Origin of the sequence: Asanoa siamensis (assembly GCF_016862555.1) — a bacterium.
Classification (GTDB): domain Bacteria; phylum Actinomycetota; class Actinomycetes; order Mycobacteriales; family Micromonosporaceae; genus Asanoa; species Asanoa siamensis.
Genome location: NZ_BONE01000046.1, coordinates 1 through 14,207, shown reverse-complemented (window position 1 = coordinate 14,207; position 14,207 = coordinate 1). Strand labels below are relative to the sequence as shown.

General features: G+C 70.5%; 8 protein-coding genes. All 8 read left to right on the top strand.

Features of this window, described 5'->3' with window-relative positions; translation table 11 throughout:
* The first annotated feature begins 15 nt into the window (after window positions 1–15).
* The gene (locus Asi02nite_RS25695) at window positions 16–1,275 is read left to right on the top strand and encodes a Zn-dependent hydrolase (RefSeq protein WP_203716486.1); all 1,260 of its coding nucleotides are present in this window, start codon (window positions 16–18) and stop codon (window positions 1,273–1,275) included.
* Complete coding sequence (locus tag Asi02nite_RS25690; protein ID WP_203716485.1) at window positions 1,272–4,403, top strand: amino acid adenylation domain-containing protein; 3,132 nt, start codon at window positions 1,272–1,274, stop codon at window positions 4,401–4,403. Before Asi02nite_RS25695 ends, Asi02nite_RS25690 begins: the two co-directional genes overlap by 4 nt.
* Window positions 4,400–5,344 carry a TauD/TfdA family dioxygenase gene (locus tag Asi02nite_RS25685; RefSeq protein WP_203716484.1) on the top strand — a complete coding sequence of 315 codons (945 nt, stop codon included), beginning with the start codon at window positions 4,400–4,402 and terminating at the stop codon, window positions 5,342–5,344. Before Asi02nite_RS25690 ends, Asi02nite_RS25685 begins: the two co-directional genes overlap by 4 nt.
* Window positions 5,341–8,022: an amino acid adenylation domain-containing protein gene (locus Asi02nite_RS25680; RefSeq protein WP_203716483.1), complete on the top strand. Its 2,682-nt coding sequence runs from the start codon at window positions 5,341–5,343 to the stop codon at window positions 8,020–8,022. The genes Asi02nite_RS25685 and Asi02nite_RS25680 overlap by 4 nt, the downstream gene beginning before the upstream one ends.
* A complete protein-coding gene (locus Asi02nite_RS25675) occupies window positions 8,019–9,701 on the top strand; it encodes a condensation domain-containing protein (protein ID WP_275410387.1) in 1,683 nt (560 codons plus the stop codon). Before Asi02nite_RS25680 ends, Asi02nite_RS25675 begins: the two co-directional genes overlap by 4 nt.
* A gap of 46 nt (window positions 9,702–9,747) precedes the next feature.
* A complete protein-coding gene (locus Asi02nite_RS25670) occupies window positions 9,748–10,992 on the top strand; it encodes a condensation domain-containing protein (RefSeq protein WP_203716481.1) in 1,245 nt (414 codons plus the stop codon).
* On the top strand, window positions 10,989–11,324 hold the full coding sequence (locus Asi02nite_RS25665; RefSeq protein WP_203716480.1) for an acyl carrier protein: 336 nt from the start codon (window positions 10,989–10,991) through the stop codon (window positions 11,322–11,324). The genes Asi02nite_RS25670 and Asi02nite_RS25665 overlap by 4 nt, the downstream gene beginning before the upstream one ends.
* A partial coding sequence (locus Asi02nite_RS25660; RefSeq protein WP_203716479.1) for an AMP-binding protein occupies window positions 11,317–14,207 on the top strand: 2,891 nt, incomplete at its 3' end. The genes Asi02nite_RS25665 and Asi02nite_RS25660, both read left to right, overlap by 8 nt.

The following is a 14,207-nucleotide window of genomic DNA, read 5'->3' as shown; positions in this document are numbered from 1 at the left end:
GCGAAAGGCAACCTGATGACTTCGACAACAGGCACAGACCTTCTCAGCGTCGACGCGGGACGGCTGCTCCACCACCTTCGCCGGCTCGCCGAGATCGGCAGAGATCCCGCCGGCGGCATCACCCGCCCGGGCTTCAGCCCGGGCGCATCACGCGCCAACGACTTCGTCGCCGAGATCGCCCGCTCGCGAGGGCTCGACGCACGGATCGACGCCGGCGGGAATCTGCTGATCTCCCACAACGCCGCGCCGCCCACCCGGCCGGCACTTCTCCTCGGATCTCACCTCGACACCGTCGTCAACGGCGGGTGGCTCGACGGCGCGTACGGGGTGCTGGCCGCGGTCGAGGTCCTGCTCACCCTCACCGAACACGACACTGACCTGCACACCGATGTCGTGGTCGCGGCCTTCGCCAACGAGGAGGGAGCGCTGTTCCCGCAGCCCTTCTGGGGATCCATGGTGCTCGCCGGCATGATCGGCGACCTGCCCGCAGCCCCGACCGACTACCACGGCAACCCACTATCGCCGGCCCTGCAACGCGCCGGGGGCGACCTGGCGAACCTCGCCTCGGCGGCCTGGCCCGCCTCTGCGCTGGCAGGCTACCTCGAACTGCATATCGAGCAAGGCCCAGTCCTGGCTGGCGAAGGCGCCCAGATCGGCGTCGTCGACGCCATCGTCGGGCGCACCGTGCTGTCCGTCGACCTGCTCGGTGTCGCCGCACACGCCGGCACCACCCCGATGCGAAGCCGCCGCGATCCTCTCGTCGCCGCCGCGGACCTGACCATGTTCGTACACCAACTGCCGGACGACGGCCGAACCTGCCAGGTCGCCACCGTGGGGCGGATCGAGGTGGAACCGAACTCCGCCAACACCGTGCCCGGCCGAGCCCGGCTCACCGTCGACCTGCGCGCCACCGACCCCGGCCGGCTGGACGCCGCAGACGAGGCCGTCCGCGCATACCTGCACGCCCTCGACCGCCGGTACGGCATCAGCCACCGTTGCACTCTGGCGGTCGGCTCGCGCCCTGCGGTCATGGCTCCGACCCTGCGCAGAGCCATCAGAGCCGCCGCGGCCGACCTGGGGCTTCGGGCACGGGACATGAACAGCGGCGCCGGCCACGACGCCCAGATCATGGCCACGGTTACCCCGGCCGCGATGATCTTCGTCCCCAGCATCGGTGGTGTCAGCCACGTCCCGGATGAGAACAGTCATGATCAGGACCTGGTCACTGGAGCGCAGGTCCTGCTCCATGCCGTCCACCGGCTGGCGGCGCGGTGAGACCGCGCGATCCGGCATCCGCCGCCAGCGATGACGATCTCGCGCACTGGGTGCTGCACGAGCTCGCTTCCCGTCGTGGTGTCGGCAACCGCATGGCGGCGGCTTCCACACCCGTCACAATGCGGGCGGACGTTGCCGGCCAGGCAATGGACACGCTCCTGACGCGCTATCCCCGTTTGCGCCGGACGTTCGGCGCGGGACCGCGGGCCGCCGGAACCTACGTCACCGAGTTGCCGGAATCGTCGCGCGTCACAGCCATCGAGATGACCCTCGGCAGCAGCGATCCCGCCAGGACTGGCACCGGCGGGCATGACAGCCCCGGGGGAACGTCGGTGCCATCGACCGACGCAGTCCCCGTCCTCGTCGCCGAGCTGGGCAACCGCCGCTTCGAGGCCGGCGACCTGCTGCTGCGCCTCGCGCTGCTGCGCGCGCCTGCGCGAACGGTGGTTGTCCTGGTTACTCATCAGCTGGCGTCCGGACCGCTCGACCCCGGCCGCCTTCTCGCTGAGTTGCTCACGACGTACGACGCCCTTGCTGCAGGGCGCCGGCTTGCCGCGCAGCGTCCCGCTGCAGCCGTGGATACGCCGCCGGATCACCTGTGCGTCGTCGACCCGGTACCGGATCACCCGCCGATGGGCACTGCCCGCACCCCGTCCCGCCGGTCCGGGTTCGAACGCCGAATGCTCCGGCGTCGGCTCGGTCCGTCCGGCAGCAGAGCCCTGGATGCCATCGCCCATCGGTACGGTGTCAAACCTCCGGCGGCCCTTCTGACGCTGTACGCCATGCTGCTGGCCCAGCACGGCGCCGGCTCCGACATTGCCGTCGGCTTACCCGACCAACTGTGCCGCACCGGCACCGGGCGGGGGGCGACGGTACGATTGCAGGTCACCGCGCAGGCCACGTTCGCAAGCCTGCTCTCGGCCACCGAATCCTCGCTCGAGTCCGCGGCGGCCGCCGTCTCGTGCGGCCCCGGTTGCCCCAGCGCCGCGGTCAGGTGGCCGAATCTGCTGTTCCGGCACATCCTGGACGTGCACTCTCCCGGCGGTCCACTGGACTCGGTCACCCTCCAGGGACAACCTGTCACGTCTGTGGCCACCACGGCGCCGGCCGCCACCGAGGACCTTCACGTGCTCGTATCGATCCACGCCGCTGGAATGGATCTCGAAGCCTCCTTCAATCCGGCGGTGCACGAGGCCGCCGACATCGCGGCGTTCCTGGCACGCTACGAGCACCTGCTGCACCACGCCGGCCCGCGTACCTCCCCCGTCATCCCCTTGCTCACCGCATCCGACCAGTCCCACGTCGCCCCGCGGCGATCCCCGGGATGCGGCCGAGAAGGTAGGACAGCTATCACGGACGTCCCACCGGAACCGGTGGCGAAACTCGTGCTCGACCAGACTCGCCGTACTCCGGACTCCCTCGCCGTCGACACTCTTACGTACGAAGGCCTGGCCAGCGCCGCGGCCGGGATCTGCCGCCGCTTGGTCGACGCAGGCGTCCGACCGGGTGGCGTGGTTGCCGTCACCGGGCCCCGCGGCGCCATGCTGGCGGCGGGTTTGCTCGGCGTCTGGCTGGCTGGTGCCGCATACCTTCCGGTCGGGGAACGGATGCCGGCGGGCCGGCTGATCACGCAACTCGACCGTTCCGGCGCCACGGTCATCCTCCGTACCGGCGGCAGCGCACCGGCCGTGGCAGGTTGGCCGGTGATCGATGCCGAGGGCGCCGGCGGCGCCCCGGGCCAGGCGCCGGTCGTCAACAGGCGGGCCTATGTGCTGTTCACCTCCGGTTCCACCGGCGAGCCCAAAGGCGTCCTGATCACGCACAACTCACTGTCGAACCTGATCACCGACATGACCGGGCGACTGCCGATCAGCGCTTCGGATCACGTGCTCTGGTCCACCTCGGTCACCTTCGACATCTCCGCCCTCGAACTGTGGGCCCCACTGACCGTCGGCGCCCGGGTGACCTCCGTTGCCGACAGCACGCTGCTGGACGCGAACGAGGTGCTCGATGTCATCGCCGGTCGCGGCATCACCGTGGCGCAGGGCACTCCGACGCTGTGGCAGCACGTGGCGGCCGCTGCGGATGGGCGGCTGCGTGACCGACTCCTGCTCGTGGGCGGCGAGCCCTTCCCCACGGATCTGGCCGAACGGCTGCTCGCCGCAGGAGCGCGGGTCCGCAACATGTACGGGCCAACGGAAACGACGATCTGGTCCACGACACACGCGCTCACCGCACCGGTGCCAGATCCGGTGCCGATCGGCACACCGATCAGCCGCACATCCGTGCAGGTCGTCGGTGACCACGGCCGCCCCGTGTTCCCCGGAGTGCCGGGCGAACTCATCATCGGCGGCGCCGGCGTCGCGGACGGCTACTGCCAGGACTCGTCAGGCGGCCGGAGCCCGTTCGGCTTCGACGGTGCTGAACGTTTCTACCGCACCGGCGACCGTGTCCGGCAGCGTGCCGACGGCGTCTTGGAGTTCCTCGGCCGCCGGGACCGTCAGGTCAAGGTCAACGGCCACCGGGTCGAGCTCGCCGAGGTCGAGGCGGTCCTGAGCTCCCATCCCGATGTCAGCGCGGCAGCGGTCGTGGCCAGCAGCGACCCGTCAGGCCGCGCGCGGCTGTCCGCCGCGATCACCGCCTCCGGATCCAGCGACCACGCGACGCTCACCGCCGCAGTTCGGCGGCACGCCGCGAACCACCTCCCGCGGGTGGCGGTGCCGGCGCCGCTGCTCGTCTTGGACACGTTACCTACCACCCCGAACGGCAAGACCGACTACAGCTCGGTAGCCGCGCTCACCGGCAGGCACGCTTCGGCGGCGGCCGGCGCAGCGCACGAAGATGGCACGAGCTGGACCACAGGTGCTTCGGCCCCGACCGGGGAACTTGGGACGCCCGAGGACCTGCCGCGGCTTCTGCTCGAGCTCCTCCGCAGCGAGGCGCAAAAAGACCTCGCCCCCGACAGCGACTTCTTCCGGCACGGAGGCACCGTCGCGCAAGCTCTGGCCCTCGCCGATCGCATCGCGCAGTGCACCGGCCGGACGGTGCCGCTCACGGCGCTGTTCCGGGCCCCGACCGTCGACACGCTCCACCGTGATCTGATCACCAAGGAGGCACCCCGGCCATGAACTTTCCGCACCTGGTGAACGCCCCGCACCGAGGCACCGACCTGAGGACATGGCTGGAGGGCCACGCCGGACACGTCGACGAGGCTCTCGCTGGGCCTGGCGCCATCCTGCTCCGCGGCTTCGACGTCACCAGCGCAGAGCAATTTCACGATCTCGCGACGGTCCCGCTGGGACCACTGATGCAGTACGTCGAAGGCGCGTCACCGCGGGTCGCTCGCAGCGAGGGTGTCTACACCTCGACCGAGTACGCGGCTGACCTCACCGTATCGATGCACAACGAGCTGTCTTACAGCCACCGGTGGCCGGCGCGGGTCGCGTTCTTCTGCCGGCTACCTGCCACCGACGGCGGGCGCACACCGATCGCCGACAGCCGGCGCCTGTACCAGCGGCTCGCCGCACGCGGCCTGCTGCCGGACACGATCCAGTACCGCCGGCGAATGCCGCCTGACAAAGGTTTCGGCCTGTCCTGGCCGACGGTCTTCGGCACCACCGACCGGCACGCGGTGGATGTCTACTGCCGGGCCGCCGACATCGATGCCACCTGGCTGCCGGACGGCACATTAATCACCCGTCAGGTGCGCCCCACCGCGGTGCTCCATCCGCTGACCGGCGACAAGGTGTGGTTCAACCAGGCACACCAGTGGCATCCCTCCAACTCCGGCCCCGAGCCCGAGGCCGCGCTGCGCGAACTATTCGGCGACGAACTGCCAATGGACGCCCGCGCCGGTGACGGGACACCGCTGGCGCCCGCCGCGCTCCGAGCCATCCGCGAGGCGTACGAGCAGGAGACGATCTCGTTCGTCTGGGAGGCCGGCGACGTGATGATCATCGACAACATGTTGTCGGCGCACGGGCGAACCCCGTTCACCGGAGACCGGGAAGTCCTGGTGGCCATGGGAACCCCGGTGAGCCTGGCCGACGTGAAGCAGGTGGCGGCGTGACCACCGACAACCCGCACATCTCCGAGGTGGTACGTGCCTGGGCGTCGCGGACTCCCGACGCCGTGGCCGTGGAGAGCCCGGTCCGCACGCTGACCTACCGGCAGCTGCACGACGCCGCAGCCGCCGCAGCGACCCGCATCAGCCGATGGTCGGCGCCCGGGGACATCGTCGCCGTCGAGGCGGTCCGTACCGCGGAGACCGTCGTCGCGATCCTGGGCGTGCTGCAGGCCGGCTGCACCTACCTGCCGCTGGACTTTGACGCTCCCGCGACCTGCGCCGAGGTCCTAGCACGGATCACACCAACCCTGCTGCTCTCCGCAGGACCGGCACCGGAGTGGGCCCAGACAATCCACCGGACCACGATCGATCCCCACGGCACCGCGCCTCAAGCGGGGCCTGCGCTTCTCCAAGGCGCGGTCGACCTCCCGGCCTATCTCATGCCTACATCCGGCAGCACCGGGGCCGCGAAAATCGTCGAAGTCGGCCATCGCAACATGTGCTACAACGTCCGCGCGCTGAACGAGACGATCGGCGGCATCACCTCCAACGACGCCTACCTGCACTTCGCGTCGTTCGCGTTCTCCTCCTCGGTCCGGCAGCTGTTCCTGCCGCTGTCCCGTGGTGCCCGGGTGGTGCTCGCCGCTTCTGCGGAACGGCGCGACCCCGCACAGCTCCTGAGGCGGCTTGGGACCAGCAAGGTGACCGTCGTCGACGTCATCCCGTCATTGCTGGCAGGCCTGCTCGACGCGGCCGAGGCGGCTGGCGGCTTCGGCCCGCACCTTCGGCTCTTGTTGACCGCCAGCGAACGGCTGCCCGGCGAACTGGTGCGCCGCTGGCACCCACTCGCGCCGGCGGGGTGCCGGTTCTTCAACATGTACGGACAGACCGAGACCACCGGCATCGTCTCGGTCCACGCGGTCACCGCTGCCGACGCCCAGCGGGCGGTCGTGCCGATCGGGCAGCCGATCCCGGAGACGGCCCTCACGCTAGCCGGACCGGCCGGGGCGCCGGTCCCGCCCGGCGGCATCGGGGAAATCGTCGTCACCGGTCCTGGCCTCGCCCGTGGATACGCCGGCGATCCCGGCCGCACCGCGGCGGCGTTCCCGGTGTCGGCCGCGAACACACGCACGTACCGCACGGGGGACCTGGGCCGGTACGACGGGCAAAGCCTGCAGTACGCCGGCCGGCGCGACGCCCAGGTCAAAGTCCGTGGCCACCGGGTCGACTTGACCGAGGTCGAACGAGTGCTGAGCCAACATCCAGCCGTCGCGGAGGCGGTCGTGGTCGACATCGGTGACACCGAGGTACAGGTGGCGGCCGCCGTCCAGCTACGGCCCGGGCACCTGGACGCCGCGGTGCTCCAACGGCTGCGGGAGCTGCCCGACGGTCCCCGCGTGCTCGACCTCAATCCGCCAGAGACCGACTTCATGTTCGCCGAGATCTTCACGCGTGCGGTCTACCTTCAGCACGGGATCGTCCTACCCCCTGACGCGTGCGTCATCGACGCCGGCGCCAACATCGGCCTGTTCACCCTCTTCGCCGCTCGGCGGGCACCACACGGCCGGATCATCGCCGTCGAGCCAGCGGGCCCGGCCGCCGAGACGTTGCGGATCAACCTCGCCGCCAACGGATGTACCAACGCGGTAGTCCGCGAGGTGGCGCTCGGAGACCACCGCGGCACGGCGACGCTGACGTTCTACCCGCACAGCGTCGGCATGAGCTCGATCCACGCCGACCCCGACCACGAGGCGCGCACCATCTCCTCCATCATCGGGAATCAGGTGGCGGCCGGAGAGGTAACCGGCGAGCTGCGCGAGGTGACCGGGGAGCTGGCCGAGGCGAAGCTCGTGCCGCAGAAGTTCCCCTGCACAGTGACCCGGCTGTCCGACATGCTCACCGCGGAGGCCGTCGATCACGTCGACCTGCTGAAGATCGACGTGCAGGACTCGGAGCTTGCTCTTCTCGCCGGCATCGACGACGCGGACTGGCCACGCATCGCCCAGGTCGTGGCCGAAGTCCGTGATCTCGGCGGGCGACTCGCACGCACGGTCGCGCTTCTTCGGCAGCGCGGATTCCACGTCTCTACCGCGCAGGACACCATGTTCGCCGGTACGGACATGCACTACGTGTACGCCCGCCGCCCTGGCTACGCACAGCAGCCACTCCCCCGGGCGCGCACGACCGTCTCACCGCCGTCCTTGCCTCGCCCGGTGACGACCGGGCAACTCCTCGAGCATCTGCGAGAACTACCCGATCACCACCTCCCCGCCCTGCTTCTGATCCTCACGCAGATAGCGCACACCTCCAGCGGCAAGGCCGACCGCCCTCGGGTCACTGACGCTCTGCGAGCCCACGTGCGACGCCTCCCGCAAGAAGTCGGCATCGATGACGATCCCGTGGTGACCGTCGTCGCCGAGGTGTGGAAGGAGGTTCTGGGCCGGCCGGTCTCCGCCGGGGACGACTTCTTCGAGATCGGCGGGAACTCGCTCACCGCCGCGCGGGTCATCACGCGGCTTCGGGTCCGCCTCGGCTGCGAGATTCCGCTCCGCCTCATCTTTGCCACCTCCGAGTTGGTCGCGTTCGCGTCGCACCTTCGACCCGAAGCCACTCCACACGCGGTGAGCCTGGTGGGCGGCGCCGCCGGCGCGCCAGCACCGGACGCGGAGACCGTCCGATGACCCCTACACCCACTGCGGCGAACCGCCCTGGCACGGACACGAACACCGCTACGGCCGGCCAGGTCCGGAGCCTGTCCGCGGGGCAGCTCGGAATCGCGATGCAGCAGCAAAGGGCCGGCGACAGCCCGATCTTCAACGTGCCCGCCGCGATCGAGATCATCGGCGACCTCGACGTCGCCTCGCTACGGCGAGGCCTTAGCGAGCTCATCCGGCGGCACGACGTCCTGCGCTCCAGGCTCGTCCACGACGGGCCCACCCTCGCCCAGGTGGTCGACGAGCCGCAGCCCGCCTTGATAGCAGTGCACGATCTGCAGGAGCTGCCCGAAGCAGAGCGCGACAACGCTGCCCGTTCCCTGTTGGACAGGGAGGCGGCACGTCCGTTCGATCTGTACACCGAGCACGGCCTGCGGTTCGTCCTGGTGATCCTGGCACCGCGGCGGCACGTGTTCTTCTGGATCATGCACCACCTCTACTGCGACGGATGGTCGAAGAGCGTCTTCGCCCGGGACCTGTCGTTGCTGTACGCCGGGCGGGATTCAGAGCTACCCGCCCTCGACGCCGGCTACGGCGACTTCGTCCTAGCGCAGGAGCAGGCCGACGCGGCGACCGAGCAGGATCACCTGACGTACTGGCAGCGTCAGCTCGCGGGAATCGCAACCCTATCCGGACTACGGCACGACCATCCTGCGGTCCCGGCGGCGCAGCCTCGCGGCGCGGAAGTCCCGTTGCGGATCCCGGCAACAAACAGGGTCCGGCTCGAGGCACGCGCGCGGACCCGCAGGGCGACCACGTTCATGGTGCTGCAGGCCGCACTGGTTGCGCTGATGCACCATGTCAGCGGGCAGCCCGACATCGTCATCAGCGTCCCGTACGGCGGCCGCCCCGACACGGCGTTCGAGCCGTTGATCGGCTTCTTCGTCAACGTGCTCGCCCTGCGGTCACAAGTCGCCGCCGCCATGACGTTCGAGAGCCTGATGGATCAGGTCCGTGACACCGCGTTGGACGGGTACGAGCACCACGCGGTGCCGTTCCAGCGCGTCGTCGAACGCGTGGGCGGGGCGACGGTGCTCCAGCAGACCTCGCTTGCGTTCGCCAACCTGCCGTACCAGGACATCGTCCTGCCGGGAGCCGAGATCCGCGCTTTCCCCATCACCCGCGTCGACATCCGCTACGAACTGGAATGGCACGTGTGGGAGGACGACTGTTCCGGCGGCCTCGGCGGCCGGCTGATCTACCGATCCGACCTGTTCGACGAGTCCAGCGCCACCGCGCTGGCCACCGCCTACCAGCAGTTGCTCGCCGCGGCCGCCAACGGCGCCGGCCGGCGGATCGCCGACCTGGCCGCCATGCTGCCGGTCTCCGCGGCCAGTCTGGGACACCACGACTTGGTGAGCGATGCCGCCGCTGGTGCCGTCCCGGCGCCGCCGCGAACCCCGACGGAGGGAGCCGTCCACGAAATTTGGGTGGATCTGCTGCACCGCGACGAGATCGGAGTGTTCGAGGACTTCTTTGACGCCGGTGGCAACTCGTTGCTGCTCGCCTTCCTGTCCGCCCGGATCCGGGAGGATCTCGACGCCGAACTGACGGTCCAGCACCTGATGGAGCACCCGACGATCGCCGCCATCGCCGCGGCGATCGACGGCGCCGGGACGTCGGAGGGTGACGCCAGTGCCCGGTAGCCCGGCTCTGCCTCGGCCCGCACCGGACAGCGTCCCGGAGCCGGCGTTGTCTGCACCTCAGCTGGGGATCCTCGCCGCGGAGACCTGGGCGCCGGATCCCGCCACCTACACCGTCGTCAGCGCGGTCGAGGTATCCGGAGTGCCGAGGTGGGAGGAACTGCCGCAGGCAGCACGGGCCACCATCACCCGCCACGAGGTGTTCGCCTGGCAACCCGCCGTCAGCCCCGCCGGGGACATCATCGTCACCGTCGAAGACAGCGACGTCCTCGCCACGGAGAACCTGGATCTACGCGCGGCGGATCCCGAGCACACCGCCACGGCGATCCAGAAACGGCTCCGGCGGGAGCGACACCGCTACGTCCAGGTCCTCGAGCGGGCCGCGCGGCCGCACACCACCATCATCTTCTTTCGCCGCGGCCAGGACAGCGGGGTCTGCGCCCTCGTCACGCACCACCTGTTCGTCGACGAACACGCCGTCGACCTACTCTGGAACGAGATCTTCCGCCGGGCGGCCGGACAGCCGGTCCCGACCGGCCACGACCCGCGCTACAGATGCTGGGCACAGACGACCATCAGCGAACAAGCACGTGCGGCCGGCCTGCGGGCCACGCTGGAGGCCGCCACCGCGTTACGGGACGCCACCCTGACGAGCACCGCCACCGTGCGCAGAGCGGAGCCGACAGCTCTGCTCAGATTCGCCATCCCACCCGAGGTGACCGACGGCTGCGCCCGCCAGGCGCGCATCGCGCGGGTTCCCGTCGCGGCCGTTTACGGCGCCGCCTTCGGCGACGTCCTTCGCGACCATTTCGGCAGCCCGGCCGTGACCGTCGCGGTTCCCGTCTCACGCCGCGCGTACCTCGCTGACCACGACGTCGTCGGATGCTACGTCAACACGGTGTGGGTGCCGGCCCGCCCCGCGGCCGGCACAGTCGAGACCATCCGCCGCTGGCAGCACGACCTGCAGTTCGCGGCCGCGCGAGCCCACGCCGACATCGCCCAGCTCCGCCCGCTCCTCGGTGGCGAGCCCCACGCCATGCTGTCCTTCGAGTCCCGGGCTGGGCACCGCACCGCCGGTCCCGTCCGGTGGCGTCCCGTTCCTCCCCCGGATAGCCCGGCCAAGGCAGGCCTCGCCTGCTTTCTGGCGCCAGGGACCCGCCAAACGCCCGGCGACGGGCGGCTGCTGTGGCGCGACGGAATTCTCGACGACGCGGCGGCAGGTTGCATGAACCGCTCGTTCCTCGAAACGCTCGCCCGGTACGCCGGGCTCCCCCCGGATCAGGAGCCCAGATGAGCGATGACGTCCGCGCCGCCGGCAGCCAACCTCCGCCGGCAGCCGAACCCGAGTCCGCGACCTGTTCCGGTGCCGCCGCGGCTGCGCCGGGACCTGCCCTGACCGCTGAACAGATCGCGGCGTTGTGTACGGGCATCGCCGGAACCCCGATCGGCGTTGACGACGACATGTTCCTGGCTGGTCTCAGCAGCCTTGACCTCGTCCGGCTTACCGGGGCGGTTCAGCAGGCCGTCGGTGTGCGACTCACCGCCCTGGACGTCCTCGACCAACCCACCGCGCGTGCACTCGCGACGTTCCTACACACCCGATCACAGACCGCCGGCCATGGCTGACACGACGGCACCCGGCTCACCGGTGCGCCTGACCGGCGACAATTCCGCCACCACCGGTGGTGAGCCGTTCCTGCCGGCGCATCCCGCTCAACGCGGCCTGCTGCTGTCCCGGGCCGCCGGTGGCGAGGGCATCAACTGTGCCTACGCGTACACCGTCACTGGCGCCCTCGATAGCGACCGTCTCTGCGCGGCCTACCGGATGACGTTGGCGACCTACGACGCCCTGTACCTGACCTGGCACCCCCGTCACGGCTGGGCACGGGGCACAACACCGCGCGTTGAGGTGCGGTACGTGGACGCGCGAGCCACCCCCGACGCCAACGAATGGTTGCGGGATCAAGTCGACCGTAACCGGCGACGCCGCTTCGATCCTGCCGCTGGCCCCCTCGCGGCCGTGGAGGTTTTGCGACTGAGCGACGACAGGTGGGCAGTCTTCGAGACAATTGATCACATCGTCGCTGACGGCCAGTCGATGGCTCTGCTGCACCGCGCGGTCGCCGCACGGTACCGGCACGGCGAGACGGCGACACCGCCCGAGCTGCGGCAGCCGCCGGCCTACTCGGCGGCGCTGTCCGCTGCATCGGATGTAGACGACCACACCCGTTCCTACTGGGCACGCCAGTTCGAGGGGTTCACCCCCACCGGCGGCGCCGCCGATGGCAGCGATCCTCAGGTCTGGCGCACGACCCTAGACAGCATCACGCTTAGCGACATCGATCGTGGCGCCGCCTGGGCGCGCGCGACCCGGGCGGGCGTCCTTCTGGCCGCCCACGCCCACGCGCTCGCCCGGTACCAGGGCCGCGGAGACGTCACCACCTTCGTCGCGGTCGACACCAGAACTGCGATTCAGCTAGACATGTTCGGCCAGATGACGACCGTGGTGCCGGTCCGGATCCAGCACGACTGGGCCGACACGCTCGGCGTTCACGTCGGCCGGGTCACCCGACGCCTGCTGGAACTGCGTGAGCACGCCGCAGTCGACGCCACGCTGTTGGACGAGCTGGGCGCACCCGCCACCCTCACCGGGCCCGACGCCGCGGTGCTCGTCGTGCAGCGACGGGAAGCCCCCGCCGTCGCCGATAACGACGCCACGGCCCGGCGCATCGACCTGCCGAGCGCCGACCAGGCCGGCGGTCTCATCACCGTGGCGACACAGAACCCGGACGGGCGTCTGGACCTCGTCGTCCGCGCCCCGGCGGGCAGCTCTTTCGCCAAACACCTGCCCGCCCTCGGCGCTACGATAGGTGCCTTTCTTCGCGCCTTCGTCGACGCGCCCGCCACACCGCTGCAGAGCGACACCCTTTTACCTGGCGACGCACGCGCAGCCGTCGAGCGAACCGCGACCCCGAGCCGGCCGTATCCGTTCCGCGCCGTCGAGGCCGCCGCGATGGCAACCTTGCTGGAACACCCCGAAACCGTCGTGGTCGAGGACTGCGGGCTGACCTACACCGCGAGGCAGCTGCGCCAGCGCGCCGAGGAGATGATCCAGGCGCTGCGGGGCATCGCCAAGCCCGGCGACTGCGTCAGCGTTGGCGCCCTACCCTTGATCGACCGTATCGCTGCCTTCCTCGCGACGCTGACCGTAAACGCGGTCTATGTGCCGTTCGACGACTCGACTGGCACCGATCCGGCACCGATGGAACGGCGATGCCGGGCCGTCGCCCGCATCACCGCCACCGGTGTCGACCGTCTCCGCGTATCACCCGGTCAGGATCGCTCGCCAGCCGGGCCGGGCAGCCCTGCCTACATCATCTTCACGTCCGGCACAACCGGCACCCCCAAGGGGGTCGTGGTCAGCCGTGCCGCGTTATCGAACCTGATCCAAGGAGAGGCGCAGCGATTCGACATCTCCGCCGGCAGCAGAGTCCTGCTGATCGCACCCCCGGTCGTCGACCCGTGGATCTGCCACGTGGCCGGCACGTTGACAGCGGGAGCGACGCTCGTTCACGTCGACCCGGCCACGAGTGACCTGAGTTCCGCCCTAGTGAGCGCGCGAGTGACCCACGCCTTCCTGCCCGCACCAATGGTGCGCCTGCTGGCCGGTGCCAGCGCGCCCGCCCTACAGATGCTCGCCTCGGCCGGAGACCATTGCCGAAGTGCCGACCTCGCCTCCGCGCCCGGTGCGCGGCATTTCAACATCTACGGGCCCACCGAGGCGACCGTCACCGCCGCCGTTGCCACCGTGACCGGCGGCGCAGAACCGGTGCCGGTCGGCGCGCCAATCCGCGGGCTCGGCGCCCGGGTGCTCATCGACAACGCCGCTTCCGCACCGCCGGGAGTGCCCGGCCACCTGTTGCTCACCGGCGCCGGCATCGCCCTTGGATACCTCGAGGACGCGGAGCTGACCCGCCAACGGTTCCGCGACGACCCTTGCTCGCCCGGCCGCCGCGGCTACCTCACCGGAGATGTGGCCCTGCTCGACCACGACGGGCAACTCGTGATCACTGGACGGACGGACCGGCAGGTCAAGATCCGCGGAACCCGTGTCGAGCTCGACGCCGTCGAGGCGGCGGCCCGGTCGACCCGGCTGTGCACCGACGCCTGGGCGACAGCGACCGTACGGGACGCGGCCGCCGATCCGGAACTGATCCTGTACGTCGCCGGCTGCCCGGATCCCGCGCAGCTGGACCGGGCCCTGCGCCGCGACCTGCCGCCGGCGGCGGTCCCGCACCGCCTCGTGCCGGTCACCGCCATCCCGCGTACCCCGTCGGGACAGGTGGATCAGGCGGCGTTGCCGCCGCACCCGCAGCCCGTGACCGCAGCCCGGCGCCACGCGGAAACGGGCCCGCTTGCCTTGGCGTGGATGGCCGTGCTGGGCTCGCCGCCGGCCGACGACGACAACTTCTTCGCTGCCGGCGGGGACTCGCTGGCCGTGCTGCGTCT